General features: G+C 63.9%; 25 protein-coding genes and 1 pseudogene. 16 read left to right on the top strand and 10 right to left on the bottom strand.

Annotated elements, in window-relative coordinates; translation table 11 throughout:
• Nucleotides 1-226: 226 nt before the first annotated feature.
• Complete coding sequence (locus FJ426_RS16190) at nt 227-1,177, bottom strand: AEC family transporter (RefSeq protein ID WP_140521072.1); 951 nt, start codon at nt 1,175-1,177, stop codon at nt 227-229.
• A gap of 263 nt (nt 1,178-1,440) precedes the next feature.
• Here FJ426_RS16190 and FJ426_RS16195 point away from each other — a divergent pair, with 263 nt between their 5' ends.
• The 6 genes from FJ426_RS16195 to FJ426_RS16220 all read left to right on the top strand — a co-directional run bounded on the left by FJ426_RS16195 (nt 1,441) and on the right by FJ426_RS16220 (nt 7,139).
• Nucleotides 1,441-1,989: a histidine phosphatase family protein gene (locus tag FJ426_RS16195; protein WP_140517227.1), complete on the top strand. Its 549-nt coding sequence runs from the start codon at nt 1,441-1,443 to the stop codon at nt 1,987-1,989.
• A gap of 303 nt (nt 1,990-2,292) precedes the next feature.
• On the top strand, nt 2,293-2,574 hold the full coding sequence (locus FJ426_RS16200) for an acyl carrier protein (RefSeq protein ID WP_010909964.1): 282 nt from the start codon (nt 2,293-2,295) through the stop codon (nt 2,572-2,574).
• Between the two features lie 17 nt (nt 2,575-2,591).
• Entirely contained in the window at nt 2,592-3,779 is a 1,188-nt protein-coding gene (locus tag FJ426_RS16205) for a beta-ketoacyl-ACP synthase (protein ID WP_140559643.1), read from the top strand.
• A 41-nt stretch (nt 3,780-3,820) separates the two neighbouring features.
• A complete protein-coding gene (locus tag FJ426_RS16210; protein ID WP_140559642.1) occupies nt 3,821-5,092 on the top strand; it encodes a beta-ketoacyl-ACP synthase in 1,272 nt (423 codons plus the stop codon).
• A 37-nt stretch (nt 5,093-5,129) separates the two neighbouring features.
• Nucleotides 5,130-6,158, top strand: coding sequence for a zinc-binding dehydrogenase (locus tag FJ426_RS16215; RefSeq protein WP_140517233.1), 1,029 nt, complete (start codon nt 5,130-5,132; stop codon nt 6,156-6,158).
• A gap of 12 nt (nt 6,159-6,170) precedes the next feature.
• Entirely contained in the window at nt 6,171-7,139 is a 969-nt protein-coding gene (locus tag FJ426_RS16220) for a lipid A biosynthesis lauroyl acyltransferase (protein WP_246675553.1), read from the top strand.
• A gap of 44 nt (nt 7,140-7,183) precedes the next feature.
• On the opposite strand, the gene FJ426_RS16225 is transcribed toward FJ426_RS16220, so the two are convergent.
• Nucleotides 7,184-7,612 (bottom strand): L,D-transpeptidase, encoded by a 429-nt coding sequence (locus tag FJ426_RS16225; RefSeq protein ID WP_140559640.1) that lies wholly within the window; start codon nt 7,610-7,612, stop codon nt 7,184-7,186.
• 217 nt (nt 7,613-7,829) lie between these two features.
• On the opposite strand from FJ426_RS16225, the gene FJ426_RS16230 reads away from it, so the two are divergent.
• The 5 genes from FJ426_RS16230 to FJ426_RS16255 all read left to right on the top strand — a co-directional run bounded on the left by FJ426_RS16230 (nt 7,830) and on the right by FJ426_RS16255 (nt 14,475).
• Nucleotides 7,830-9,104 carry an acetylornithine deacetylase/succinyl-diaminopimelate desuccinylase family protein gene (locus FJ426_RS16230; RefSeq protein ID WP_140559639.1) on the top strand — a complete coding sequence of 425 codons (1,275 nt, stop codon included), beginning with the start codon at nt 7,830-7,832 and terminating at the stop codon, nt 9,102-9,104.
• A gap of 158 nt (nt 9,105-9,262) precedes the next feature.
• Complete coding sequence (locus FJ426_RS16235; RefSeq protein ID WP_140559638.1) at nt 9,263-10,741, top strand: ABC transporter substrate-binding protein; 1,479 nt, start codon at nt 9,263-9,265, stop codon at nt 10,739-10,741.
• Between the two features lie 301 nt (nt 10,742-11,042).
• Nucleotides 11,043-11,990: an ABC transporter permease gene (locus FJ426_RS16245; protein ID WP_140555073.1), complete on the top strand. Its 948-nt coding sequence runs from the start codon at nt 11,043-11,045 to the stop codon at nt 11,988-11,990.
• Nucleotides 11,987-12,856 (top strand): ABC transporter permease, encoded by an 870-nt coding sequence (locus tag FJ426_RS16250; RefSeq protein ID WP_140517241.1) that lies wholly within the window; start codon nt 11,987-11,989, stop codon nt 12,854-12,856. The genes FJ426_RS16245 and FJ426_RS16250 overlap by 4 nt, the downstream gene beginning before the upstream one ends.
• Complete coding sequence (locus FJ426_RS16255) at nt 12,853-14,475, top strand: ABC transporter ATP-binding protein (protein WP_140559637.1); 1,623 nt, start codon at nt 12,853-12,855, stop codon at nt 14,473-14,475. The genes FJ426_RS16250 and FJ426_RS16255 overlap by 4 nt, the downstream gene beginning before the upstream one ends.
• A gap of 94 nt (nt 14,476-14,569) precedes the next feature.
• Here FJ426_RS16255 and FJ426_RS16260 read toward each other — a convergent pair whose 3' ends face one another.
• Nucleotides 14,570-15,001, bottom strand: coding sequence for a TerB family tellurite resistance protein (locus FJ426_RS16260; RefSeq protein WP_140495687.1), 432 nt, complete (start codon nt 14,999-15,001; stop codon nt 14,570-14,572).
• Between the two features lie 185 nt (nt 15,002-15,186).
• Between FJ426_RS16260 and FJ426_RS16265 the strand changes: the two genes are divergently transcribed.
• The 3 genes and pseudogenes from FJ426_RS16265 to FJ426_RS16280 form a co-directional block, all read left to right on the top strand.
• Nucleotides 15,187-15,972: a TSUP family transporter gene (locus FJ426_RS16265; RefSeq protein WP_140559636.1), complete on the top strand. Its 786-nt coding sequence runs from the start codon at nt 15,187-15,189 to the stop codon at nt 15,970-15,972.
• A 310-nt stretch (nt 15,973-16,282) separates the two neighbouring features.
• The gene (locus FJ426_RS16275; protein WP_140559635.1) at nt 16,283-17,122 is read left to right on the top strand and encodes an AraC family transcriptional regulator; all 840 of its coding nucleotides are present in this window, start codon (nt 16,283-16,285) and stop codon (nt 17,120-17,122) included.
• Nucleotides 17,123-17,207: 85 nt separating this feature from the next.
• Nucleotides 17,208-17,615 (top strand): annotated as a pseudogene (locus FJ426_RS16280) (VOC family protein); the annotation flags it as partial.
• A gap of 14 nt (nt 17,616-17,629) precedes the next feature.
• Here the strand turns inward: FJ426_RS16280 and FJ426_RS16285 are convergent.
• Complete coding sequence (locus FJ426_RS16285) at nt 17,630-19,105, bottom strand: cobyric acid synthase (RefSeq protein WP_140559633.1); 1,476 nt, start codon at nt 19,103-19,105, stop codon at nt 17,630-17,632.
• Nucleotides 19,106-19,108: 3 nt separating this feature from the next.
• Complete coding sequence (locus FJ426_RS16290) at nt 19,109-19,723, bottom strand: dimethylsulfonioproprionate lyase family protein (RefSeq protein ID WP_140559632.1); 615 nt, start codon at nt 19,721-19,723, stop codon at nt 19,109-19,111.
• A 144-nt stretch (nt 19,724-19,867) separates the two neighbouring features.
• On the opposite strand from FJ426_RS16290, the gene FJ426_RS16295 reads away from it, so the two are divergent.
• Both FJ426_RS16295 and mmsB read left to right on the top strand, forming a co-directional pair.
• Entirely contained in the window at nt 19,868-21,034 is a 1,167-nt protein-coding gene (locus FJ426_RS16295; protein WP_140495680.1) for an isobutyryl-CoA dehydrogenase, read from the top strand.
• A 26-nt stretch (nt 21,035-21,060) separates the two neighbouring features.
• Nucleotides 21,061-21,945 (top strand): 3-hydroxyisobutyrate dehydrogenase, encoded by an 885-nt coding sequence (gene mmsB / locus FJ426_RS16300; RefSeq protein WP_140495679.1) that lies wholly within the window; start codon nt 21,061-21,063, stop codon nt 21,943-21,945.
• A 271-nt stretch (nt 21,946-22,216) separates the two neighbouring features.
• Here mmsB and FJ426_RS16305 read toward each other — a convergent pair whose 3' ends face one another.
• From FJ426_RS16305 to FJ426_RS16320, 5 genes are all read right to left on the bottom strand, one after another.
• On the bottom strand, nt 22,217-22,711 hold the full coding sequence (locus FJ426_RS16305) for a cytochrome c oxidase assembly factor Coa1 family protein (RefSeq protein ID WP_246675554.1): 495 nt from the start codon (nt 22,709-22,711) through the stop codon (nt 22,217-22,219).
• Nucleotides 22,712-22,731: 20 nt separating this feature from the next.
• Entirely contained in the window at nt 22,732-22,860 is a 129-nt protein-coding gene (locus tag FJ426_RS32030) for a hypothetical protein (protein ID WP_281405489.1), read from the bottom strand.
• 122 nt (nt 22,861-22,982) lie between these two features.
• Entirely contained in the window at nt 22,983-24,362 is a 1,380-nt protein-coding gene (locus FJ426_RS16310; protein ID WP_140559631.1) for an aspartate aminotransferase family protein, read from the bottom strand.
• Between the two features lie 49 nt (nt 24,363-24,411).
• On the bottom strand, nt 24,412-24,552 hold the full coding sequence (locus tag FJ426_RS31610; RefSeq protein WP_140495676.1) for a capsid protein: 141 nt from the start codon (nt 24,550-24,552) through the stop codon (nt 24,412-24,414).
• A 67-nt stretch (nt 24,553-24,619) separates the two neighbouring features.
• Nucleotides 24,620-26,680, bottom strand: coding sequence for a prolyl oligopeptidase family protein (locus tag FJ426_RS16320; protein ID WP_140825299.1), 2,061 nt, complete (start codon nt 26,678-26,680; stop codon nt 24,620-24,622).
• Between the last annotated feature and the right edge of the window lie 14 nt (nt 26,681-26,694).

Below are 26,694 nucleotides of genomic sequence, written 5' to 3' on the forward strand. Positions count from 1 at the left end.
GTCTAGCCTCCGTTCGGCGCTCACGGGCCGCTATCTGGATGTCTTCGATTAGCGCACCGTGCGCTGGGGCCATTGCTCTTAACCTAGGGAAAGCCCCGCAAGCAATCGCAAGATGGCATATAGGGGTTATGCCAGTGCAAGGCGAGAGCCGAGGTTTGATTTCACCGCTGAGACATCGCGTCGAACGGACTCACGCCGAGCGGCTCAGACCCTGGTCTTATTCATGTCAGCCGAAGACGTGCACGCTCACCGCCAGCCAGAAAGCAGTGGTGACGACCGCGCTCGCGGTCGCGATGGTCATCTGGTTCGAAGCCAGCGCCTGGCCTGTGTTGAACTGCACGGCAATGAGATAGGAATTGATGCCGGATGGCAGCGCCGCCACCACGACCGCTACCTTGGCGGTCAAGGGCGGCAGGCCGAGCAACCAGACGAAGATCAGAACCAGCGCCGGCATCAGGAACAGCTTCAGTGTTGATAGCGCCAGCGCCGGGCGGACATTGCCTGATATGCCGAAGCGGCGCAGGCTGAGCCCCATGGCGAACAGCGCCACCGGCCCGGCGGTGCCGGCCAGCGCGTCCACCAGCCGCATGACCAGTTCGGGCAGCGGGATGCCGCTGAAGCGCCATGCGAGACCCAAAAGAATGCCGATGATTAGCGGATTGATGAACAGCCGCCTCAGGAAATTGCGGACGACGCGCACGGGGTGCACATGCTCGCCGCCGCCGCGGCCGAACATCTCGAACAGCACGATCGAAGCCATCATCATGACAGGCAGATGCACGGAAACCAGAAGCGACAGCACCTCGAATCCATCCCGCCCGAATATGCCGAGAATGAACGGCGCGCCGAGCAGGACAACATTGGAATAGGCCGACGACACCCCGCCGACGACACCCGCGCGTGCGTCGCGTCCGAATATCCGCGTGGTAACGACATGGCCGGCGGCCCAGGTGATTGCCACCGCCGCGAAATAGGCCCCCCATAGCGACCACGGTGCCACCCCGTGGAAATCGGCATTCACCATCGTCTGGAACAACAGCAGCGGCATCGCAACGCTGACCGCGAAATCGGATATCCCCTCGCCGCTCGCCGGCTTCATATAACCGGTGAACCCGGCGAGGTAGCCGAGCGCCACGAGGCTGAAGACGAAAAGGACGGTTTCGGTAAGCGGAGACATTTTTCCAGGGATAGGCGAGCCAAGGTCGCGGTGCAATCGCGCCCGAATTTCTTCGACCCCGAATTTGTTCTGCCAAGCGGGGCATCGCCGAAGGCGGCTGGACTTTTCCCATCCCGCTCACGACCGGAAGACCGATCTGGTGAAGCAGCGGATGACGAAGGAGAAGTGAGACCGCGGAGACCGCAGGCCTTTCGCTTGTCTTTGTACCTGCTTTCCGATCCCTATATGCGGGTGGCCGGTACCCGGCTTCTGGAAGGATTACGATGATCCGATTTGCCTTGGCGTTGTTCCTGTTTGGCGTTCCGGCTGCAGCGCATGCGACGGATGCCGGCTGGGCGCTGCTGCGCGATGGCGGCCATGTCGTGCTTTTGCGCCATGCCATGGTCACCGGCACCACCGATCCCGCCAATTTTGATATCGACAGCTGCGCCACCCAGGTCAATCTGTCCGCACGCGGCAAGCAGCAGTCGAGCAAGATCGGCGCCTTGCTTGCCGCCCGCGCCGCGCCGATCGAGCGCGTGCTGTCCAGCCGCTATTGCCGCTGCCTCGACACCGCGCGCATCGCCTTCGAGACCGAGCCGGAGCCTTTCGCGCCGCTCGACCTGCTGAAGGGCGACGCGGCGCAAAAGGCGGCCCAGATCGCCGCGATCATGAAGGAAATCCGCGCCTATTCCGGCTCTGACAACCTGGTCATGGTCACTCATCTGGAAAATATCGCTGCGTTGACCGGCGTCTCGCCGCGCGAGGGCGAAGCCGTTGTCGTCGAGCCGCAGGGCGACGGTCTGCGTGTGCTCGGCCGGGTTACGTTCTAAATCGGGGCCGACCGGCGCATCCGCGAGCAGCCGCGCGTCGATGAGGACTTGCGACAGAGGTAATGTTGCCAAAATACCACCCAAAAAAGATGCCGCGCTAGGGCCGCGACAATGAGGCCAACATCATCCGCGGTCGCCAGCCATGGAGGGGCCGCCGGGTTGACCGGCGGCCCGTCTTGCGTTTCTTGGGCACGCTACCCATCTGCGCCCGGCGTATCAGGCCTTTTCCTGCCGGGAAAAACCGATTAGACAGCGCCCAAACAAGATGCGGACAGATTCCGCCCGCAACCGAAGGAAAAGCCCTTGTCCACCACGTTCGACAAAGTCGCCAAGATCATTGCCGACACCAGCGAGATCGATATCGACACCATCACGCCCGAGAGCCACACGATCGACGATCTCGGCATCGACAGCCTCGATTTCCTCGACATCGTCTTCGCCATCGACAAGGAATTCGGCATCAAGGTGCCGCTGGAAAAGTGGACCCAGGAAGTCAATGACGGCAAGGCCTCGACGGACGATTACTTTGTCATGAAGAACCTGTGCGCCAAGATCGACGCACTGGTCGCCGCCAAGACCGCCTGATCCGTACCCGATCATCCATGAGCCCCCGCGACGTCGTCATCACCGGCATTGGCCTTGTCTCCTCGTTGGGAGAAGGCCCCGATGAACACTGGCGCAAGCTCACTCAGCCGGGTCAGAAGCCGGTGCTCGAAGCCGAGCGTTTCGCGCCCTACACCGTCCATCCGCTGCCGGAGATCGACTGGAACCTGCAGATCGCCAAGCGCGGCGACCAGCGCCAGATGGAAACCTGGCAAAGGCTCGGCACCTATGCCGCGGGTCTTGCGCTGGACGATGCCGGCATCAAGGGCAATGACGAGTTCTGCACGACCATGGACATGGTCGTGGCCGCCGGCGGCGGCGAGCGCGACGAAGCGGTCGATGCCGCCATCCTGGCCGCCTCAGAAAGCCGCAACGACCGTGACGTGCTGCTCAACGAGAAGCTCACCACCGAACTGCGCCCCACCCTGTTCCTGGCACAGCTTTCCAATCTGCTCGCCGGCAACATCTCCATCGTCCACAAGGTGACGGGATCGTCCAGGACCTTCATGGGCGAGGAAGGCGCCGGCGTAGCCGCCGTCGAGACGGCTGCCGCGCGCATTCGTTCCGGCCAGTCGACGCATATACTGGTGGGCGGCGCTTTCCAGACCGAACATTCCGATATGTTGCTCGGCTATGAGCTTGCCGGCTACCTGCATCGCGGCGCCTGGAAGCCCGTCTGGCAGCGGCAAGGCGCCGAAGGTGGCGGCGTGGTGTCGGGATCCGGCGGCGCTTTCCTGGTGCTGGAGCAGCGCGAACACGCGGCAAGCCGGGGGCGCAAGATCTATGCCGAGCTCGGCCCGGTCGTCTCCGGCCGTGCCAGGCGGCGGCAGGGCGAGCTCGATTCCGAGATCGCCGCGCTGCTCAAGAAGACCGCCGTGCCGAATGGCGGCTTGCTGACCATGTCTGGCGCCTCAGGCGCTCACGCGGCTACCTCCGCCGAGAAGTCGGCATTCGACGCCAATCCCGCGATCGCGGCGCGTGGCTTCGCGACGCTGACCGGCCACATGAAGGAAGCGCAGTTTCCCTTCGCCGTGGCGCTGGCGGCGCTCGCCGTCGACCGTAAGGCCGCCTACCCCGTTTTCGATGCCGCTGCCGAGAAACCGTTCGAAGGCATTCCAAGAAGCGTCCTTGCAACGGCGATCGGCTACCACCAATTCGAGGGCATGGCGCTGGTCAACGCCGCATAGAGCGGCCAGCCACATACAACGACAAAGGTTAGGGCTTCCGGATGGCCAATCTCAGAGATCACATGGGCAGGCCGATCGTTGCCGTCACAGGCATCGGCGTGGTTACTTCCCTTGGAGCCGGCAAATCAGACAACTGGACGGCGCTGACCTCGGGCAGATCGGGCATCCACCCGATCACCCGCTTCCCTGTCGACCACCTCAACACCCGCATTTCCGGCATGGTCGATTTCCTTGCGTCGAGCTCGAAGGGCGCCAGCCCCCTCACATACGAACTGGCGGAGACGGCCGCGCAGGAAGCCGTTGCCGAAGCCGGCCTCAATTCCAGCGACTTCGGCGGACCGCTGTTTCTGGCCTCGCCGCCGGTCGAACTCGACTGGCATGAGCGGTTCGCGCTCTATAATTCCGACAAGCACGACGCCGGTGCCGAAAGGCTGCTTCGGGTGGCGCGCGGCCTGAAGGAGCTCGATACTTTCGAGACCACGCAGTTCGGGTCGATCGCCGACCGGCTCGCCGACCGTTTCGGCACGCGCGGCCTGCCGATCACGCTGTCGACCGCTTGCGCCTCCGGCGCCACGGCCATCCAGCTTGGGGTCGAGGCAATCCGCAGAGGCGAATGCGACCGGGCGCTGTCGATCGGCGCGGACGGCTCGGCGACCGCCGAGGCGCTGATCCGTTTTTCGCTGCTGTCGGCGCTTTCGACCCACAACGACATCCCGGAAAAGGCTTCCAAGCCCTTCTCCAAGGACCGCGACGGCTTCGTGCTGGCCGAAGGTTCCGGCGCTCTGGTGCTGGAATCGCTGGAGGCAGCGCTCGCCCGTGGAGCGAGCGTTCTGGGCATTCTGCGCGGCTGCGGCGAAAAGGCGGACGATTTCCACCGCACCCGCTCCAAGCCGGATGGTTCGCCGGCGATCGCGGCGGTGCGCGCCGCCCTCGCTGATGCCGGCCTGGGCGAGGACGAGATCGACTATGTCAACGCGCACGGCACCTCGACGCCGGAAAATGACAAGATGGAGCACCTGTCGCTGTCGACGGTGTTCGGCGAGCGGATCGGCTCGATGCCGATCTCGTCCAACAAGTCCATGATCGGCCATACGCTGTCCGCCGCCGGCGCGGTGGAAGCGGCGTTTTCTCTCATGACCATGCGCGAAGGCGTCATTCCGCCGACCATCAACTACGACAATCCCGATCCGGCGATCATGCTCGATGTCGTGCCCAACAAGAAGCGCAATGCGCAGGTTGGCACCGTGCTTTCGAACTCCTTCGGCTTTGGCGGCCAGAACACTTGCCTTGTCATGGCGCGGGAACCGGTCTAAGCGAGCCACTTCCGCTAGAACAGAACCGACAGGCTCCATGCGCGCACTGCAACTTATCGAGGACCGCCGTCTTGAAACGGTGGACCTGCCGCCCCCGCCGCCGCCCGCGCTCGGCGAGGTGACGCTGCGCATCAAGGCAGTGGCGCTGAACCACATTGACGTCTGGGGCTGGCGCGGCATGGCTTTCGCCAAGCGCAAGCTGCCGCTGGTCGTCGGCGCGGAAGCCTCCGGCGAGGTCGAGACCGTCGGTCCCGGCGTTTCCGGCCTGCTGCCGGGACAGTTGGTCTCGATCTACGGCGCGCGCACCTGCGGCCTTTGCCGTGCCTGCCGCGAAGGCCGCGACAATCTTTGCGAACACGTCTCGGGCGTTCATGGCTTCCACCTCGACGGCTTCGCGCAGGAGAAGATCAACCTGCCGGCGCGCCTGCTGGTCCCCGTCCCTCCAGGCGTGAGCGAGATCGGCGCGGCTGTCGCCCCCGTCACTTTCGGCACCGTCGAACACATGCTGTTCGACAATGCCAGGCTCGAGCCCGGCGAGACGATCCTTGTCCACGCCGGCGGATCCGGCATCGGCTCGGCCGCCATCCAACTGGCGAAGCGGATGGGCTGCACGGTCATCACCACGGTCGGCTCGAACGACAAGATAGACAAGGCCAAGGCGCTCGGCGCCGATCATGTCATCAACTACCGTGACGACCGGTTCGAGGGCGTCGTGCGCAAGCTGACCAAGAAGAAGGGCGTCGACGTCGTCTTCGAACATGTCGGCGCCGACACCTTTGCCGGCTCGATGCTGTGCCTGAAGCGCGGTGGCCGGCTCGTCACCTGCGGCTCGACGTCCGGCGTGTCGGCGCAGGTCAATCTGATGCAGCTCTTCCAGCAGCAGTTGAAGCTGCTCGGCTCCTTCGGCTGCCGCATGGAGAACATGGCTGACGCCATGCAGAAGATGGCGGCGGGACAGGTCGCACCCGTCATCGATACCGAAGTCGGCTTCGACGACATCGACGCCGCGCTGAAGCGCATGGAAGGCCGCGACGTCTTTGGCAAGATCATCCTACGCGTCGTCTAGGCCCTGACTTCTGTGTTGAAGAAGCTTCGCCGCGACCTGATGTTCCGCTATGGCCGGCAATTGCGCCGGTTCGAGCACTGGCTGGTCGCGCGCATTGCGATGATCATCATCTCGGTGCTGCGCCTGCTGCCCCCCGACAGCGCGCTGAATTTCGCCGACCGCGTCGCCCGCCGCATCGGTCCATGGGTCGGACGCCATAATGTGGCCGTCGAGAATCTGCGCAAGGCCTATCCGCACAAGAGCGAAGCCGAGATCCAGGCCATCGCCTCCAACATGTGGGGCAACATGGCGCGTCTCGCCGCCGAATACATCTTTCTCGACGCCTTGTTCGACTACGATCCAGCCGCCACCAGTCCCGGCCGTGTCGAGGTCAGGGGAGTAGACCATTTCGTCGAGATCGCGGCCGAAAAGAAGCCGCACATCGTCTTCACCGGACATCTCGGCAATTTTGAATTGCTGCCGGTGGCGGCGGCTACTTTCGGCATGAATATCACCGCGCTGTTTCGCCCGCCCAACAATCCGTACCTGGCCGACTACATCCTCTCGACGCGCCGCGCGACCATGGGATCGTTGCTGCCCTCGATGGCGGGCGCTTCGTTCGCGCTCGCCTCGGTATTGGAAAACGGCGGCAATATCGGGGTCCTCGTCGACCAGAAGTTCACGGGCGGCCTGGAAACGACATTCTTCGGCCGCCCCTGCCAGAGCAATCGCGTGCTCGGCACACTTGCCCGTCATTATGATTGCGACGTCTACCCGGCGCGCTGCGTCAGGCTGCCGGGCAACCGCTTCAGGCTCGAGATTGAAGAGAAGCTGACATTGCCCCGCACCGCCGATGGCAGTGTCGACGTGCGCGCCACCACCCAGCTTCTCAACGACGTGGTCGAGCGCTGGGTGCGCGAGGATCCCGGCCAGTGGATGTGGTTCCACAAGAGATGGGACATCAGCCGCAAGCGACGCAAGGCAAAGACCCGAAGCGCCTAGCCTGAATCCGTCCGATGCGCCTCCGCCACAAGCCGGCTTAGCAGTCAGTTCCTCACGACGATGCGCGTGTTGCCGAAGCCGACTTCTCGCACCATCGAGTAGAAAGCCGCCGCATTGGCCGTATGCAGCCGCACGCAGCCATGCGACGCCGGTCGGCCGAGCTGCCTCACCGCGCCCGTTCCGTGGATGGCATAGCCGCCGTGGAAGAACACGGAATAAGGCATCGGCGACATGTCGTATTTGCGCGAATACCACATCCGGGCCGTTCGCTGCGGCCGGTAGGTGCCGCGTGGCGTGAAGTAGCCGGACCGAGCCGTGGACACGCTCCACCGGTAGACCTCCTGGCCGTACCTGACCGTCATCGTCTGCGACGACACGTCTATGCTTGCAATGAGGCTGGCTGCCCAGCTCTGCACCGAAGCACCCAACAGCATCGTGATAAGTGCTGCTGCCATGAGAACTGTCTTTTTCATGCGATCAACCCCCTTTGATTGCCCCTTGCCTGCCTTCACGTCGTTTTTCATCTCTTTAATGGCAGGTGAACGGCATAACATATACCATTGACCAATTCGCCAATCCAAAGCAGCGAATTTGAACGAATTCCCGCAAGAGTTGCCGTAACGACACGCCGCAACGGCCCAATTGCCAGCGGACTTGCAAAACGACGCCGATCGCTGCTCAACTCGGGCCATGAACGAGCGACTCTTCCAAGCGATCGATGACCGGCGTGACGATCTCGTCGCGCTGACCGCCGAGTTGATCCGCTTTCCCACCATCAACCCCCCCGGCGAAGCGTACCGGCCATGCGCCGAATTTCTTGGCGCGCGGCTCAAGAAGAGCGGCTTCGAAACCGAGTTCATCCGCGCCGAAGGCACGCCCGGCGACACCGACCGCTACCCGCGCGTCAATGTCGTCGCACGCTTCGAGGGCCGCTCGCCCGGCGCCTGCGTCCACTTCAACTCGCATATCGATGTCGTCGAGGCCGGCGACGGCTGGACCGTCGATCCCTTCGCCGGCATCGTCAGGGACGGCAAGGTCTACGGCCGCGGCGCCTGCGACATGAAGGGCGGCCTGGCTTCCTCGATCATCGCGGCCGAAGCCTTCATGGAGGTATTTCCCGATTTTCCCGGTGCCATCGAGATATCAGGCACGGTCGACGAGGAATCCGGCGGCTTCGGCGGTGTCGCGCATCTGGCGAGGCTCGGCTATTTCTCGAAACCCAGGGTCGACCACGTCATCATTCCCGAACCGCTGAACAAGGACCGCATCTGCCTTGGCCATCGCGGCGTCTGGTGGGCCGAGATCGAGACCAAGGGCGAGATCGCGCATGGCTCGATGCCGTTCCTCGGCGACAATGCGGTGCGCCATATGGGCGCCGTGCTGCAGGCATTCGAGGACGAATTGTTCCCCGCGCTTGACCGCAAGATGACGCGCATGCCGGTCGTGCCCGAAGGGGCGAAGCGTTCCACCATGAACATCAACTCCATCCATGGCGGCCAGACCGAGGATTTCCGGCCCGGCCTGCCCTCGCCCAACGTGCCCGATTCCTGCCGGCTGACCATCGACCGCCGCTTCCTGCTCGAAGAGGATATCGCCACGGTCAAGGGCGAGGTGACCGGCATTCTCGAGCGGCTGAAGCGTGATCGGCAAAAGTTCGACTACGAGATCCGTGACCTGATGGAGGTGCTGCCGCTGATGACCGAACGCGACGCTCCCGTCGTCAAGGCAATCGCGCAAGGCATCCACGCGATCTTCGATCGCGAGCCCGACTACGTCATTTCACCCGGCACCTACGACCAGAAGCACATTGCCCGCATCGGCCATGTCTATGATTGCATCGCCTATGGCCCGGGCATTCTCGATCTCGCCCACCGGCCGGACGAATGGGTCGGGATCTCGGATATGGTGGAATCGGCCAAGGTGATGGCGTTCGGGCTCAACATGCTGCTGCGCGGCGCCCGATAGCGCCGCACGGGCAAGAGCCAACGATCAATGCGGCCGTCCGGAGAAAAACATTCCCGGCTACGCCGCCGCGCGGCACGAAACGCAATTTACTCCCGTGCGAAATCACGCTTCTATTCGCCCGGTTTGAGCGCATGTTTGACCACACGGGGAGTAGCACCATGAAATTGTGGAAAACCATCCTGGCCGCCGCCGTCCTGGCGCTGGCCGTCGGCACTCCCGCGCTGGCGGCGCGAACCGATCTGGTCATTGGCATCCCGCTCGAACCGCCACATCTCGATCCGACCGCCGGCGCGGCCGCGGCAATCGACGAGGTTCTCTACGCCAACGTGTTCGAAGGCTTGACCCGCATCGGGCCAAATGGCGAGGTCCTGCCGGATTTGGCTGAAAGCTGGACCATCTCCGACGACGGCAAGACCTACACCTTCAAGCTGCACACCGGCGTGAAATTCCACGATGGCGCCGGCTTCAGCGCCGACGACGTGAAATTCTCGCTCGACCGCGCCCGCGCCGACAATTCGGTCAATGCGCAAAAAGCCCTGTTCGCAGCCATCGATACGGTCGACGTGGTCGACCCGGCAACGGTCAAGGTGACGTTGAAGAACCCGCAGGGATCCTTCCTCTACAATATGGGCTGGGGCGATGCTGTCATCGTCTCGCCGAAATCCGCTGACGCCAACAAGGAAAAGCCGGTCGGGACCGGCCCGTTCAAATTCCAGAGCTGGGCCAAGGGATCCTCGATCACGCTGGTGAAATCCGACAGCTATTGGGGCACGCCGGCTTACCTCGACAAGGTCGAGTTCCGCATCGTGCCCGATGCCGCTGCTAGCGTACCGGCATTGCTTTCCGGCGATATCCAGGCGTTCCCATTCTTCGATCCCGACAGTCTCGCGCAGGTCAAGGACGATCCGCGTTTCAAGGTGGTGATCGGTTCGACCGAAGGCGAAACCATCCTGTCGATCAACAACAAGAAGCCGCCCTTCGACAAATTGCTGGTCAGGCAGGCGATCTCCTACGCGCTCGATCGCAAGGCGATCATCGACGGTGCCTCGGCCGGCCTCGGCCTGCCGATCGGCTCGCATATGTCGCCGGCCAACAAGGACTACGTCGACCTCACCGGCCGCTATCCGCACGATGTCGCCAAGGCCAAGGAACTCTTGAAGGAAGCAGGCCTGGAGAATGGCTTCAAGGCGACGCTGAAGCTTCCGCCGCCCACCTATGCCAGGCTCGGCGGCGAGATCATCGCCTCGCAGCTCCGTGACGTCGGCATCAACCTCGAGATCATCCCGGTCGAATGGGCGCAGTGGCTGGACCAGGTGTTCACCAAGAAGGACTACGACCTGACCATCGTCTCCCATACCGAGCCCAACGACATCGGTATCTATGCGCGTAAGGATTATTACTTCAATTACGACAATCCGGCCTTCGACAAGGTGATCGCCGATCTGGACGTCACCTCCGATGAAGCCAAGCGCAAGGAATTGCTGGGGCAGGCACAGAAGATCTTGGCCGACGACGCCGTGGTCGGCTTCCTCTACGAACTGCCCAAGGTCGGCGTCTGGGACGCCAAGCTGCAGGGCCTGTGGGAAAACGCGCCGATCCAGGCCAATGATCTCATCAAGGTGAAGTGGAACGAGTGAAGCCGTTGGCCAAGAGGCGACGTTTGCGCTCCGCACCCCCCTCTGCCCTGCCAAGCTGCCTGACCCGAGCCGCAGGACGATCGCTTCAGGTTTGCGCCGCCCCTCATCGCCCTGCCGGGCACTTCTCCCCGTATAGTGACGGGGAGAAGGGGGCTGGCCGCAACCTCGGCACCCTTTCTGCAACGCTGAAGATTGGCGAAATCCTTTGCGAAGGCGTCCTTCTCCCCGTCTCTATACGGGGAGAAGATGCCGGCAGGCAGATGAGGGGCAGCGCCGATTTCGACTGTTGGCCGATCAAGCGATGACCGCCTACCTCCTCAGGCGTCTCGCGATCGCCGCCGCCACGTTGGCGCTGGCCTCCATGGTCGTCTTCGCGGTGCTGGAGATCCTGCCCGGCGACCCGGCGCGGCTGATGCTGGGCATGAATGCCAGCGCCGACCAGGTTGAGCTGCTGCGCAACCAGATGGGCCTCGACGCGCCCCTGCCCTGGCGCTACCTGCACTGGGCCGGCGGCCTGCTCTGCCTGGATTTCGGCCGCTCCTACACCTATTCGGTGCCGGTCATCGACCTCGTGCGCGAGCGTCTCGTCGTCTCATTGCCGCTGGCGCTGATTGCGCTCGCCCTATCCACCCTCATCGCCATCCCGGTCGGCCTGTTTTCAGCGAACCATCGCGGGCGGATGGGTGACACAGCGGCGATGGGCGCCGCGCAGCTCGGCGTCGCCATTCCCAATTTCTGGTTCGCGCTGATGCTGATCTATCTCTTCGCGGTCTGGCTGCGGCTGGTTCCGGCCGGCGGCTTTCCCGGTTGGGGGGCCGGTGCCTGGCCGGCGCTGAAATCACTGCTGCTGCCGGCTGTGGCGCTCGCATTGCCGCAGGCCGCGATCCTGGCACGCGTCACCCGTTCGGCACTGATCGAGGTGCTGAACGAGGACTATATCCGCACCGCCCGCGCCAAGGGCCTGCCCTATCGCGCGGTCCTGTGGCGGCACGCACTGCGCAACGCCATGATCCCGGTGCTGACCATTCTGGGCCTGCAATTCGCCTTCCTGCTCGCCGGCACCATCATCATCGAGAACGTCTTCTACCTGCCCGGCCTCGGCCGGCTGGTGTTCCAGGCGATCACCCAGCGCGACCTGATCGTCGTGGAAAGCGTCGTCATGCTGCTGGTCGCCGCGGTCATCGCCGTCAACCTCGTCGTCGACCTCTCTTATGCCGTCGTCGATCCGCGCCTCCGAAGCCGGCAATGATGTTGCATCCGGACATCCCCGAAGAGACGCTGGGCGGCATCCTCGTCAAGGCGTTCGGCAACCGCTCGTTTCTTGCCGGCTTCGCCGTCACGTTGTTCGTGGCGGCGGTGGCGATCCTCTCCTATCTCTGGACGCCCTATGACGTGACCCGGCTGGTGATATCCGACAAGACGCTGGCGCCGTCCTGGGCGCACTGGTTCGGCACCGACCATTTCGGCCGCGACATCCTGTCGATGATCATGGTCGGCGCCCGCAATTCGATCGCGGTGGCGCTGGTCGCGGTCGGCATCGGCATGGGCGTCGGCGTGCCGCTCGGTGCTTTCGCCGCGGCGCGCGGCGGCCTCGTCGACGAGGCCTTGATGCGCATCAACGATCTCGTCTTCGCCTTCCCTGCGCTTTTGTCGGCCATCATGATCACCGCCATCTTCGGCCCCGGCGCCATCAATGCCATTATCGCCATCGGCATCTTCAACATCCCGGTTTTTGCCCGCGTCGCCCGAGCCGGCGCCTTGGCGATCTGGCCGCGCGAATTCATCCTCGCCGCCCGCGCCGCGGGCAAGGGCAAGGCGCTGATCACCATCGAACATGTGCTGCCCAACATCGCCACCTTGCTCCTGGTGCAAGGCACTATCCAGTTCGCGCTCGGCATATTGGCCGAGGCCGGGCTTTCCTATCTGGGCCTTGGCGCCCAACCGCCGATGCCGAGCTGGGGCCGCATGCTGTTCGACGCCCAGACCCGCATGGTGGTGGCGCCCTGGATGGCGATCTTTCCCGGCATGGCGATCGTGATCACCGTGCTTGGGCTGAACCTTTTGGGCGACGGCATCGCCGACATCCTCGATCCGAAATCGCGGCGGCAACGATGAGCCTTCTGGAAATCGACAATCTGTCGCTGGCGATCGGCGACACGCCGATCCTCCGGAGCATCGAGTTCTCCATCGCGCCCGGCGAGGTAATGGGGCTGGTCGGCGAATCCGGCTCCGGCAAATCGATGACGGCTCTGAGCGTCATGCGGCTCTTGCCATATGCCGCGCGTGCCAGCGGGCGCGTCACCTTCGACGGTATCGACATCCTTGCGGCAAGCGAGGATCAGATGTGCGCCCTGCGCGGTGACGATATCGGCATGGTGTTCCAGGAACCGATGACCGCGCTGAACCCGCTCAAGACCATCGGCGAGCAGGTCGCCGAAGGCATACGCTGGCATGCCAAGGCAACACGTGCCGAGGCGGAAGAGCGGGCGCGAAAAATGCTCGACCGGGTTGGCTTGCCATCGGCAAAATTCCCGCTGTCGCGCTATCCGCACGAGCTGTCCGGTGGCCAGCGCCAGCGCGTCGTCATTGCCATGGCCTGCGCGCTGAAGCCGAAGCTGCTGATCGCCGACGAGCCGACCACGGCGCTCGACGTGGTGCTGCAGGCGCAAATCCTCACCCTCTTGCGCGACCTTGTCGCGGAGAGCGGCATGGGCCTGCTCCTGATCTCGCATGACCTCGCCGTGGTCACCGAGATGGCGGATCGCATCACCATTCTTCGTCGGGGCGAAGTCATGGAAGCCGGCGATACGGCCCGCACGCTCTCTGAACAGCTCCACCCCTATACCCGCCAGTTGGCGCTGGCCTCGATGCACGTGCCGGCCCGCGCCCGGCCGCATGGCGCCTCGGCAGCCCGGCCCTTGCTCGAGGTTGAGGGCGTGACGCGCGATTATCCCGGCCGGCGCACCTCGCTGTTCCGGCGCGCGCCTGACATCCGCGCCGTCAACGGCGTGTCGCTGTCCATGGCGCCGGGCCAGTCGGTGGCGCTGGTCGGCCGCTCCGGCTGCGGCAAGTCTACCTTGGCGCGCATGATCCTGGCGCTGGACCGGCCGAGTTCGGGAACCATCCGCTTTCGCGGCGAGCCCCTCACCGGCAAGAGCGAGGCGGACCTGAAGCCGGCGCGGCGCGACATGCAGGTGGTATTCCAGGACCCCTATGGCTCGTTCGATCCGCGCCAGACGGTCGAGAAACTGATCGCCGAGCCGCTGCACGTGCTGGACAGGAAACCGGGGCGCGCCGAGCGCCGCGAGATGGTGGCGCAGGCGCTGCACGAGGTCGGCCTCGACCAGCACGACATGGAAAAGTATCCGCACGAATTTTCCGGCGGCCAGCGCCAGCGCCTGTCGATCGCCCGCGCCATCATCACCCGCCCAAAACTGGTCGTCGCCGACGAGCCGGTTTCGGCGCTCGATGTTTCGATCCGCGCTCAGATCCTCGACCTGTTCGCCGAGCTCAACCAGAAACTCGGCATCGCCTATCTCTTCATCACCCACGACCTCACCGTCGCCCGCGCCATAACGGACGAAGTGCTGGTCATGCATGACGGCCAGATCGTCGAGCGTGGCCGGACGAGCGAGGTGCTGGATCACCCGCAATCCGAGGCGGCCAAGACGCTTGTCGCCGCAGCGCCGGACCTGCACAGGGCAATTGCACGCCGTATGCAGGAGCAGGGGTGAGCGATCGGTTCGCGAAGCGAATCCGCCGTGTGAGTGAAAGGCCGCAAATGCCGGGGCTGCCGTAGACAGCCGGCCCGGCTGGGATCCCATCAACCTACTGCTCAGATTTCACCACGTCGACCGGGCTGATGTCGAGCAGGTCGAGCGTGCGGCGCAGCAGGCGCACCTCGGTCTCGGCCAATTGCGCGTCCGCCTTGGCGATCTCGGCCATATGCTGCGCCAGTTGCTTGCGCCGCTCGACATCGAGGTCGCGGAACAGCGCGATGGCCTGTGAGCCATTGGTTTCGTAGCCGAATTCGTTGAGATATTCGATGACGGCGTCGATGCTGGTTTCCGGAATGCCGAAGGCATCCTTGCAGATGCGCCGGAAGGCAACCATCTCGCTCTCGCTGACCGTTCCGTCAGCCAGGATCATGCGGAACAGCATCAGAAGTTCCGCCGACAACACGGGGTCGTCCGCCACCTTGCGCACCCCGGGGTCGCCATCGAAGATCGAGCGTATCTGGTCGAGCAGTTCGAATGCCATCGGGAGCCCCTTTGCCGATTCCTCTAATCCATGTAGCCCAAAAAAGCGGAGCGGTTTTGGGATAATGACAGCACAATGCGAAATCCAGGCGCGACGCGCTTGGATAGAAGTAGCGTGAAATCGGTCTTGCGCAAACGGGGTGTTCGTGATCGAAGCCGGAGCATCTCTGGCTTGATTTCTCCCTGATGATCGACCTCACCTTAGAATCCGTCGCCATGCTCGCCTTCGCCGGTTTTGCCGCGGGCTTTGTCGACTCGATTGCCGGCGGCGGTGGGCTGATCACTATTCCCGCACTGCTGCTGGCCGGCTTCTCGCCGGTCGAGGCGCTGGGAACCAACAAGCTGCAGGGCATGTTCGGCTCGGGATCTGCGACCATCCACTATGCCGCGAAAGGCCATGTCGACCTTCGCCGGCAACTGCCTTCTGCGCTGCTGGCGCTTGCCGGCGGTGCCGTCGGCGCCTTGCTGGCAACGGTCGTGCCCGGCGATCTGCTGCGGGCGCTTCTGCCGCTGGTGCTGATTGCCATCGCGCTCTATTTCGCCCTGAAGCCCAACATGACCGACGTTGATCGCGCCGAACGTATGACGCCCTTCCTGTTCGGGATAACGCTGGTGCCGGCCATCGGCTTTTACGACGGCCTGTTCGGGCCGGGTGCCGGCTCCTTCTACATGCTGGCCTTCGTCGCGCTGGCCGGCTACGGCGTACTCAAGGCGACGGCCCACACCAAGCTGCTCAACTTCGCCTCCAATATCGGCGGCTTCATCGTCTTCGCCGCGGTCGGTGTCATCTCCTGGAAGATCGGCCTGATGATGGGCGTCGCCCAGTTCCTCGGCGCCCGCCTCGGCGCCAGCCTGGCCATGCGCATCGGCGCCAGGCTGATCAAGCCGCTGCTTGTCATCGTCTGCGTCGCTCTGGCGGCGAAGCTCCTGGCCGACCCGGCGAACCCGCTGCGCGTCCTGATTGGTGTGTGACCCGCGCGCCTGATGGAATGCCGCTGTTCGAATCATGTCGAGGAGAGGACCCGCACATGAATCTCAGCGCACCCACCGAGATTGTTTTCATCGTCTCCCTTGTCATCGCCTCATCGGCATTCTCGCCGCCCTCGGCCTTCTTTCGTTCATCCCACTCACATCGGTGTGGACCGTGCCCATTGCTTACCTCGTGCGTGCCGGCGGCTGCCTGATGCGCGGCGCCTGACATTCAAATCTCAGGCAATTCGGAGCGCCCGGCCAAAAGCCGTGCGCTTTTGATTCGGGTCCGGGCTCTGCTAGAGTCCTGTCGATGCCAATCGAGATGCCATGTCAGGAGGAACAGGACCGGTCAGTCCCCGGGCGGTTCGAGATGCGGCGGCGCCTTCCCAGCCCTGCCCTCGCGGGCATTGTGTCAGACATTTGCGGTTATCGCGAAACGGCGCCCGGCCATTACCGCAATGTCGAATATGCCTCCCTTACCGTGCCTCTGGTCATCAGCTTCGCCGAACCTTTCGCCATCGGCCTTGGCAAGCCGCCCGGCGACAATGATCGCTTCGCCAGTTTCGCCGCCGGCCTCTATGCCGGACCCGTGATGATCGAATCCTTCGGCGGCGCCTGCTGCGTCCAGGTCAATTTCACCCCGCTTGGCGCACGCCGATTCTTTGGCCAGCCGATGAGCGGGTTGACCGACCGCATGGTCAGCCTGGACGATGTGCTCGGCATCGAAGGCGTCGCCTTGCGCGAGCGGCTTGGCAACGCGGCGGACTGGAGCAAACGTTTTGCCCTTGTCGAGATGTTCGTCGCCGCCCGGCTGGCCGATGCGCCGGAAACGCAGGCCGGGGTTGCCTGGGCCTATGACAGGATCCTCGCCTCCGGCGGCCGCGTGCGCGTCTCGTCACTGGCCGACAGGCTGGGCTGGAGCCGCAAGCATCTGGCGGGGAAATTCGCGGACGCGACCGGCATCGGCCCGAAAACGCTGTCGCGCATCGTCCGCTTCAACCGCGCGCTTGGCCTGTCGAGGCAGCAAGCCTGCGATTGGGCCGACATCGCGGCCGATTGCGGCTATGCCGACCAGGCGCATCTGGTGCGTGAGTTCCGCGACCTTGCCGGCGAGACACCGACCGCGATCGAGGGTTCGGCACAGGCCTGAAGTCCCGGGTAACATTTCTTCAAGACGCCGGAACGGCTGTCGCTCAGACTGGGTTCATCGATGAGCTCGAATGAAGGAAGTTGCCATGCCCGCTGAAGCCCCCCGCCTCTACCCCGCCTTGCGTTACAGGAACGCCGCAAAAATGATCCGCTGGCTGTGCGAAGCCTTCGGCTTCAGCATCCGTGCCCGCTACGGCGAAGGCGATGTCGTGCACCATGCCGAACTGGTCTTCGGCTCCTCGATGATCATGCTCGGCAGCGCGCGCGACGACGACTACGGCAAAATGGTCGGCGAACCCGGCACAGGCGGCGGCAAGTCAATCTACATCACCGTCGACGACGCAGACGCCGCCTACGCCAAGGCGAAGAAGGCAGGCGCCACGATCCTCCAGGAACTGACCGACCGCGACTATGGCAGTCGCGAGTTCATCTGCCGCGACCCGGAGGGCAATGTCTGGTCCTTCGGCACCTATTGGCCGAAGGCGGGAGAGGAGAAAAGAGCAGCTAGCTACCGCGCCAGCGAAAAGATCGCGTCGCAGTCAAGATGGCTCTCCAACTGGGCCGCGACCTCGTCGAGAGCCCTCTCGACCTCGGCGCGATAGTCGATGCCGCCGCCCTTGACGCCGAGGCTTTCGAGGAACCTCCCTCGAAAGGCGTCGGCGCCAAACAGGCCGTGCATGTAGGTTCCGACCACCTTGCCATCCGCCGAGACCGCACCGTCCTCGGCGCCATTGATGATCGCCGACGGCCGCAGCATGTCCGGGCCGGTGGTGCGGCCGAGATGGATCTCGTAGCCTTCGAGCGGCAGATCGAACGGCACCGAGCGGGCGCTGACGTTGCGCACCGTCTTTTCCGGTTCCATCACTGTTTCGATGTCGAGCAGGCCAAGCCCTTCCGCTTCGGTGACGCTGCCCTCGATGCCGTCGGGATCGCGCACGATGCGGCCAAGCATCTGGAAGCCGCCGCAAATGCCGACGACATGGCCGCCGCGCCTGCGATGGGCGAGAAGATCACGGTCCCAGCCATTTTCGCGAAATTTCAGCAGATCCCCGATCGTCGACTTCGAGCCGGGAATGACCACCAGTCCCGCATCCTGCGGCAACGGCTTTCCAGGCGGCACGAACACCACTTCCACCTGCGGCTCGGCCTTGAGCGGGTCGAGATCGTCGAAATTGGCGATGCGGCCAAGCATCGGCACCGCCACCTTCAGCGCACGCGCCTCCCCGGAGGCAAGCCGCTCCAGCACCACCGAATCCTCCGAGGGCAGCCGGGCAGCGGCCTTCAGCCACGGCACGACGCCGAAGCAGCGCCAGCCGGTGAACGCTTCGATCGCGTTGATGCCGTCGTCGAACAGCGACACGTCGCCACGGAACTTGTTGATGAGATAGCCGACGATCATGCGCCGGTCTTCCTCCGGCAGGATCAGATGCGTGCCCGCGACCGAGGCGATGACGCCGCCGCGGTCGATGTCGCCGACCAGCACGACAGGCACATCGGCACGCGTCGCAAAGCCCATATTGGCGATGTCGCGGTTTCTGAGATTGATCTCCGCCGGCGAACCCGCGCCCTCGACGATGACGAGATCGGCGCCCTCGCCGACCTTGCCCCAGGAGTCCAGCACCGCGTCCATCAGCCGGCCCTTCAGCGCCTGGTAGTCGCGCGCCCGCGCCTCGCCGAACACCTTGCCTTGCACGATGACCTGCGCACCGACATCGGTCTGCGGCTTGAGCAGCACGGGGTTCATGTGAACCGATGGCTGCACGCCGCAGGCGATCGCCTGCAGCCATTGCGCGCGGCCGATCTCGCCGCCGCCAGCCCTGTTGTCGCCGGGAATATCGGCAACGGCGGCATTGTTCGACATGTTCTGCGGCTTGAACGGACGCACCTTCAGCCCACGCTTTTTCGCGGCGCGGCACAGCCCGGCGACCAGCACGGTCTTGCCGACATCCGAACCCGTGCCTTGCAGCATAATGGCTTTAGCCATGGCTCAGCCCCTGCCCTGCGTCGCGGTCCCGGTGATCGTGGATTTCTGCGCCAGCGGCCCGCCGCGCCAGATATAGAGCGCCAGCAACGGCTCCTTGCCGGTGCGCATGGCGTGATTGACCTTGGAAGCGTGGTACACGACCTCGCCGGCCTCTCGCTTGTGAAAGCTGTCCTCGCCCATGCGCCACTCGGTGCCGCCGGTCAGCGGGATATAGATCTCCTCGGCGACATGATGGTGGTCGGGATAGACGATATCAGGCCCAAGGATCAGCACGCCGGCGGCGACCTCGTCGTTGGCGAAGTGGCCGCGGGTGCCGAATACTTCGAGCCAGCCATAATTGTCGATGAACGCCTTGCCGAAATCCGACTCGCCGTAGGTCTGGCCCCAGCGCAATTCGCCGCGCTCCTGCGCCAGAAATTGCACCAGCTGCTTGGTCCGCGCCGGTGTGAATTCGGCGGCACGATCGAGATGGCGCAGGCAGCCGAGTGAGTGCGGTTCAAGCTCGCGGGCGGGCATATCCCACCCTATGCGCGCCACCGCATCCTGCACCAGGAAGTCACCCACGGAAGCGAGATAGGCGTGGAACCGCTCTAGCAGCTCATCGAATTTTGTCGTCACATCTTGCTCCGGACATGCATTGACGCACAGCCGCTCCGCGGCGGCTCGGGTTGCGCGGCGGCATCATTGGTCTAGATTGGTGCGCGCGCAAAGCCAAAAACGACAGGCCAGCGAGCCAGCTGGCCAGTATATAGGGAGCACGCCATGGACGCCGCGGTCGATGCGAGCACCAGCCAGTTCGAACTCAACGAGGACCAGCGCGCCATCCAGGAAATGGCTCAGGCCTTCGCCGCCGATCGCGTCGCGCCGAATGCGCTAGACTGGGACCGCAACAAGCATTTCCCCGCCGACGTGATCCGCGAGACTGGCCCGCTGGGCCTCGGCGGCATCTATGTCAGGGACGATGTCGGCGGCTCCGCGCTCGGCCGGCTCGACGCCGTGCTGATCTTCGAAGCGCTGTCCCACGCCGACCCGGCCTTTTCCTCCTTCATCTCGATCCACAATATGGTGGCCTCGATGATCGATCGTTTCGGCGACGACGGCCAGCGCCAGCGCTTTCTGCCGAAGCTCACCTCCATGGAATGGCTGGCGAGCTATTGCCTGACCGAGCCGGGTTCCGGCTCGGACGCCGCTGCCCTGAAGACGCGGGCGGTGAAGAGCGGCGGCGACTACGTGCTGAACGGCGCCAAGCAGTTCATCTCCGGCGCCGGCGACAGCGATATCTATGCCGTCATGGTGCGCACCGGCGCCGAGGGACCAAAAGGCATTTCCACCATCGTCGTGCCGAAAGATGCGCCGGGACTCTCCTTCGGCGCCAATGAGCACAAGATGGGCTGGCATATGCAGTCGACCCGCCAGGTCATTTTCGAGGATTGCAAGGTGCCGGCTGAAAACCTTTTGTCAGGCGAAGGCGCCGGCTTCGGCATCGCCATGGCCGGGCTTGACGGCGGCCGGCTGAACATTGCCGCCTGCTCGCTGGGCGGCGCGCAGTCGGCTCTCGACAAGGCGCTGTCCTACACAGCCGAGCGCAAGGCCTTCGGTTCGAAGATCAACCAGTTCCAGGCTTTGCAGTTCAAGTTGGCCGACATGGAGACCGAATTGCAGGCGGCGCGCATCTTTCTTTATGCCGCCGCTTCCAAGCTCGACCGCAAGGCACCGGATGCCTCGAAATGGTCGGCAATGGCCAAGCGCTTCGTCACCGACACCGGTTTCAACGTCGCCAACGATGCGCTGCAGCTGCTCGGCGGCTACGGTTACCTGCACGATTACGGCATCGAGAAACTGGTGCGCGACCTGCGTGTGCATCAGATCCTCGAAGGCACCAACGAGATCATGCGCGTCATCATCGCCCGCGCGTTGATCGGTCGCTGAAGCGTGCAAACTCCGGGAGAGACACAATGACCACAATCGCCTTCATCGGCCTTGGGAATATGGGCAATCCAATGGCGGCGAACCTGGTCAAAGCGGGGTATGCCGTGCACGGCTACGACCTAATGTCCGAAAACCTCACCGTCGCCAAAGAACATGGCGTTACGATCATGGCCAATGCCTTGACCGCAGTGAAAGATGCGGATGTTGTCATTACCATGCTGCCCGCCGGCAAGCATGTCCTGTCGGTCTACGAAGAGATCGCGTCCAAGGCAAAGAAGGGCGCGCTTTTCATCGATTCCTCGACCATCGACGTCGAATCGGCGCGCAAGGCGCATGCCATCGCCGCAAAGCACGGCCTGCTGTCGGTTGATGCGCCGGTCTCGGGCGGCACCGGCGGTGCCGCCGCCGGCACGCTGACTTTCATGGCCGGCGGCTCGGACGACGCCTTCGCCGCCGCCGAGCCGATCCTGAACCCCATGGCCGGGCGCATCGTCCATTGCGGCGGCGACGGCGCCGGCCAGGCGGCCAAGATCTGCAACAACATGATTCTCGGCATTTCGATGATCGGCGTCGCCGAGGCCTTCGTGCTGGCCGAAAAGCTCGGCCTGGCGCACCAGGCCCTGTTCGACGTTGCCTCGACCTCTTCAGGCCAGTGCTGGTCGCTGACCACCTATTGCCCGGTGCCCGGCCCGGTGCCGACCTCGCCCGCCAACCGCGACTACAAGCCCGGCTTCGCCGCCGCGCTCATGCTGAAGGATTTGAAGCTGTCGCAGGAAGCCGCACAAGCCGCGGGCGCGGTGACACCGCTTGGCGCCGAAGCGACACAGCTCTACGGCCTGTTCAACGCGCAAGGGAATGCCGGCGCCGATTTTTCCGGGATCATAAATTTTCTGCGCGGCGCCAATCAATAAGCAATTGATAAAGCTCGTTTTTCTTTCGTACGCCTCGCCGGAGAACCGCAAAATTTAGGTTTGCTTAAGCTCTCGATAACTCCGCGGTAACGATGTCCCTATAAAACGGACTGCGAGGCGGATATCGCGTCCGCCCGGCGCTCCGGATCAGGTCTCGCGTACCGGAGCCCGTAAGTTTCGCCAAGTGTTTGCGTAGCGAAACGCCAAGCGTATCTGGCAAAGCCGCGTTCCCGGTGGGGCGCGGTTTTTGCGTTCCAGGATCCGACATCCCTCATATTCCGATTGCCGCGTTCGGGATCGGCACGTGATCTTCATTGGTCAGCACGATCGGCGCATCGGCGCCCTCGACCCGGACCACGAGCAGGTGCGTGCTCCACGTGCCTGCATTGCGAACAAGATGCGAAAACACCGTGCCCTTTCCCTTGGCGCCGTGGATGGGAATGCTGAACTGCGCGTCACCCGTCCCATCTGCGTTGACGTTGAGATGGCCGCCGACCCAGAAATTGGCGGTCACGTCGTCGCCGATGGCGGCTTTCACCCGGGTATCGGCGCGAACGACCTCCATGGTCATGTGATAGGCGTCACTGCCTTTGATCATGAAAGGGATGCCACCGACCATCGTCGCGCAGCCCCCGATACTAAGCACCCAGACGGCAAGACCGGCGATCGCCCAGTTGCGCTGCGTTCTGCGGAACTGCTCGGCATCGCGCCACACCCGGTTCCGCCATGCCCAGCGGCTGCCGCGCGCGCCGAGCACGAAGATCATGACGATGTTGACGATCGGGATCAGCGCCAGCAGGGCGATGAAGTGGAGTTGCCGATGCCCCAGATCCAGTTGAGGAAGAAGGCGCCCCAATTCCAGCGATCGAGCTCAGCCGGGATTTCGGCGGGCTGGTTGAGCGGTTGTCCGGCCATCGCGTTCCCCGTCGGCAAAACTGCCTTGGCGGGTTGTAACCGATAGCGCCGGCGACCGGAACCCTCAGTCTGTCTGGGGCCAGCGGCCGGGCGTCTCGATCACGAACGCCCGGCCATTTCTTTTACCGTTTGCGCAGATCCGCTTGCGCCAGGTCGAGCGCCTTGCCGATACGCTCGCAGGCCATATCGATCGTGTCGCGGGTCCAGATCAGCGGCGGTGACAGGATCATTGTGTCGCCGGTGGCGCGCAGCATCATGCCGTTGGCGATCGCATGGTCGCGCACGGTCACCGCGGCACTTCCAGCCGGCAGGAACCGCTCCTTGGTCGCCTTGTCTTTGACGATCTCGATCGCACCCATCAGCCCGATCGAACGCACCTCGCCGACCAGCTCGTGCCCGGCGATGCGCTCTTGCAGCGCCTTGGCGAAATAGGGCCCGGTGTCGCTCCTGACGCGGTCGACCAGACCCTCCCGCTCCATGATCTCCAGGTTCTTCAGCGCCACGGCGCAAGCCACGGGGTGGCCGGAATAGGTATAACCGTGATTGAACTCGCCGCCCTTCTCGATCAGCGTCGAGGCAATGCGATCGCCGACCAGCAGCGCCGACAGCGGCTGGTAGCCCGACGTCAGCGCCTTGGCGGTGGTGATGGTGTCGGCCTGGATGCCAAGCGTCTGCGCGGCAAACCATTCGCCCGTGCGGCCATAGCCGGTGATGACCTCGTCCAGCATCAGCAGCACATCGTATTTGCGGCAGATGCGCTGTACCTCGGGCCAATAGCTTGCCGGCGGTATCTTCACGCCGCCAGCTCCCATCACCGGCTCGCCAATGAAGGCGGCGACCTTGTCGGCGCCGGCTTCGAGGATGGCGTCCTCGACCGCCTTTGCCGCGCGCAGGCCGAAATCATGATCGCTCTCGCCCGGCAGCGACAGCTCATAGGCGTACGGCGTCATCACATGGACGATGTTGGGCACCTCTCCGTTGAGCTGCTTGTGCATGGCGTCCATGCCGCCGAGCGACGTGCCGGCGATGGTCGAGCCGTGATAGGCCATCTTGCGCGAGATGACGCGGTTCTTCTGCGGCTTGCCTTCGAGCACCCAATAGTGGCGCACGAGCCTGAGCGCAGTGTCGTTGGCTTCCGAGCCGGACGAGCCATAGAACACCTGGTTGACATTCTTCGGCGCGATCTCCGCCAGCTTCTTCGACAGAAGCACAGGCGTCGGCGTCGAGCATTTGAAGAAGGAATTGTAGTAAGGCAGCTCCTTCATCTGCGCATAGGCAGCCTCGGCGAGCTCGTCGCGGCCATAGCCGATATTGACGCACCACAGCCCCGCCATGCCGTCGAGCAGTTCCGTCCCTTCGGAATCGTAGATGAAGGGACCGTTGGCGTGGGTGATGATGCGCGATCCGGCCTCGCGCAATTCCCTATGGTCGGTGAACGGATGCAGATGATGCGCGGCGTCGATCTGCTGAAGCTGCTTCAGCGAATAATTTTGATAGGTCATGGATCTGATCTTCCTCTGGAACCAATCCGGCTGCGCCGGGGCGGATTCTTCAGAGGATAGCGGGTGGCGAATAGCCTATGCGGGCGCAAAGCCGCAAAAGCTCGGCGCGCAACGTGCGCAGCGACGGCGTCACCGCGCCCCCAAATGCCCGAACCCCGAAAAGGCCGGCCAATGTCACCACGGGAGCCATGAAGGCACCTTAGAGCAAAGAAGGTTCGAGGTGAACCACCCTTCGCTCCGGTCCGAAGGCTTTCGGTTCAGCCCTTCCCGCCCAGCGTCCTCTGCAGGAAAACGTACTTCATCGCGGCCTGTGCCGCCTGCGGCCGGCGGTCGCCGCGGCCGCCATGGCCGCCCTCGGTCTCTTCGAAGAAGAGCGTCCCGGCGTGGCCGGCCTCCTGCAGGCGGGCGGCCATCTTGCGCGCATGGCCGGGATGCACCCGGTCGTCGGCGGTCGAGGTGGTGAGCAGCACCGGCGGATAGGCACCGGCCTCGACATGCTGGTAAGGCGAGTAGGCGGCCAGCCAGGTCGCATCTTCCGGCTTCGACGGATCGCCATATTCGGCCATCCACGACGCGCCGGGCGGCAATTCGGTGTAGCGCAGCATGTCGAGCAGCGGCACCTCGATGATCACGGCGCCGAACAGCTCCGGATGCTGCGTCAACGAGACGCCCGTCAGCAGGCCGCCATTCGAGCCGCCCTGGATGCCGAGCGAGGCAGCTGTCGCAATGCCGCGCCTGACGACATCCTGCGCGACCGCCGCGAAATCGTCGAAAGCGTTCTGCCGGTTGCCCTTGAGCGCCGCCTGGTGCCAGGCCGGGCCGAACTCGCCCCCGCCGCGGATGCAGGCCTGCACATAGGCATTGCCCTTCTCCAGCCACAGCCTGCCGCGCACGCCGGCATAGCCAGGCAGCAAAGGCACTTCGAAGCCGCCATAGCCGTAGAGCAGCGTCGGCACCGGGCCCTTCTGGTCACGCCGCCTGACGACGAAATAGGGAATCATCGTGCCGTCCTTCGAGCGCGCCTCGAACTGTTCCGAGACGAGCTGCGAAGCATCGAATCGCGACGGCTGCGACTTCACTGTGGCGAGCGTCTCGCCATTGTCGTCGGACCAGATGATCGAGCTCGGCGTCAGGAAATCGGTGAAAGAGAAGGAGACGCTGGCGCCGAAATGTTCGGCATGGCTGATGCCTACCGTGCCGTTTTCCGGCAATGCGACCGGTTTCAGCGACCAGGCGCCTTCCCTGCGTTCGCAGGCCACAACCTTGCCGCGCACATTGTCCATCAGACTGATGAACAGGTGGTCCTGCGTCCTGGCGAGAGCGGCGATGGACACGCGATGCGCCGGCGCGAGCAAGGTCTCGATGGCGCCGAAACTGCCGGTCTCGATCCAATGAGCGAAATCGAACGAATAGAGCCCGTCCGGCCGGCAGGCCGTGCCATCCGGCGCCGTCCAAGGCGTACGCACGCCAAACACCATCTGGTCCTTGAAGAGCGCCGTGTCGGTAACGTCGTCAGGCAACGGAATGCGTCTGTTTTCACCTGACGGGAGACGCAGGAAACTGTGCGATGCAAAGAAGTTGAGCGTCCGCGTTAGAAACAAATGCCGCTTCTCGCCATCGAACTCCAGGCCGGCGCCGACGGCGAGGTCTTCCTTCTGCGCTTCGAAGATCGGCGTCGCGTCTTCAAGGTCCGTGCCGCGCGTCCACAATTTGACGACGCGCGGGTAGCCGGATTCGGTCTTGTCGGCCTCTTCGAAGGCTGCCGAGACGATCACCGTATCCTTGTCGAGCCAGCCGAAGCCGGACTTGGAAGCGGGCGCGCGAAAACCGTCCTCGACGAACGATTTGGCGGCGATGTCGAATTCGCGCATCTCGCTGGCGTCGCCGCCATCAGGCGACATCGAAACCAGGCAGCGGTTGAAATCGGGGTAGAGCCGGTTGGCGCCGCCGAACACCCACTTCACTCCCTCCTTCGCCGCGAGCTGGTCGAAGTCGATGATGGTTTCCCAGTCCGGTCTGTCGGTCTTGTAGGAAGCCACCGTCGTGCGGCGCCACAGGCCCAACACATTGGTCTTGTCCTGCCAGAAATTATACACATAGCCGTTGAGCGGGGAGCCGACGGCGATGTTGTCCTCGGCGGTCATCAGATCGAGCGCGGTTTCGAACGACGCCTGGTAGGACGGATCGCCCTGCAATTGCCCCACCGTGACTTCGTTCTGGCGATGTACCCAGTCGAGCGCCTCCTTGCTCGTCCTTTCCTCCAGCCAAAGAAAGGGATCATCGGTCGCCAAGCCAGGCTTTGTCGTCGAAATGGTCATGGGGGTCTCCGGGA

This window comes from Mesorhizobium sp. B2-6-4 (genome assembly GCF_006441495.1).
In the GTDB taxonomy this organism is placed as follows: domain Bacteria; phylum Pseudomonadota; class Alphaproteobacteria; order Rhizobiales; family Rhizobiaceae; genus Mesorhizobium.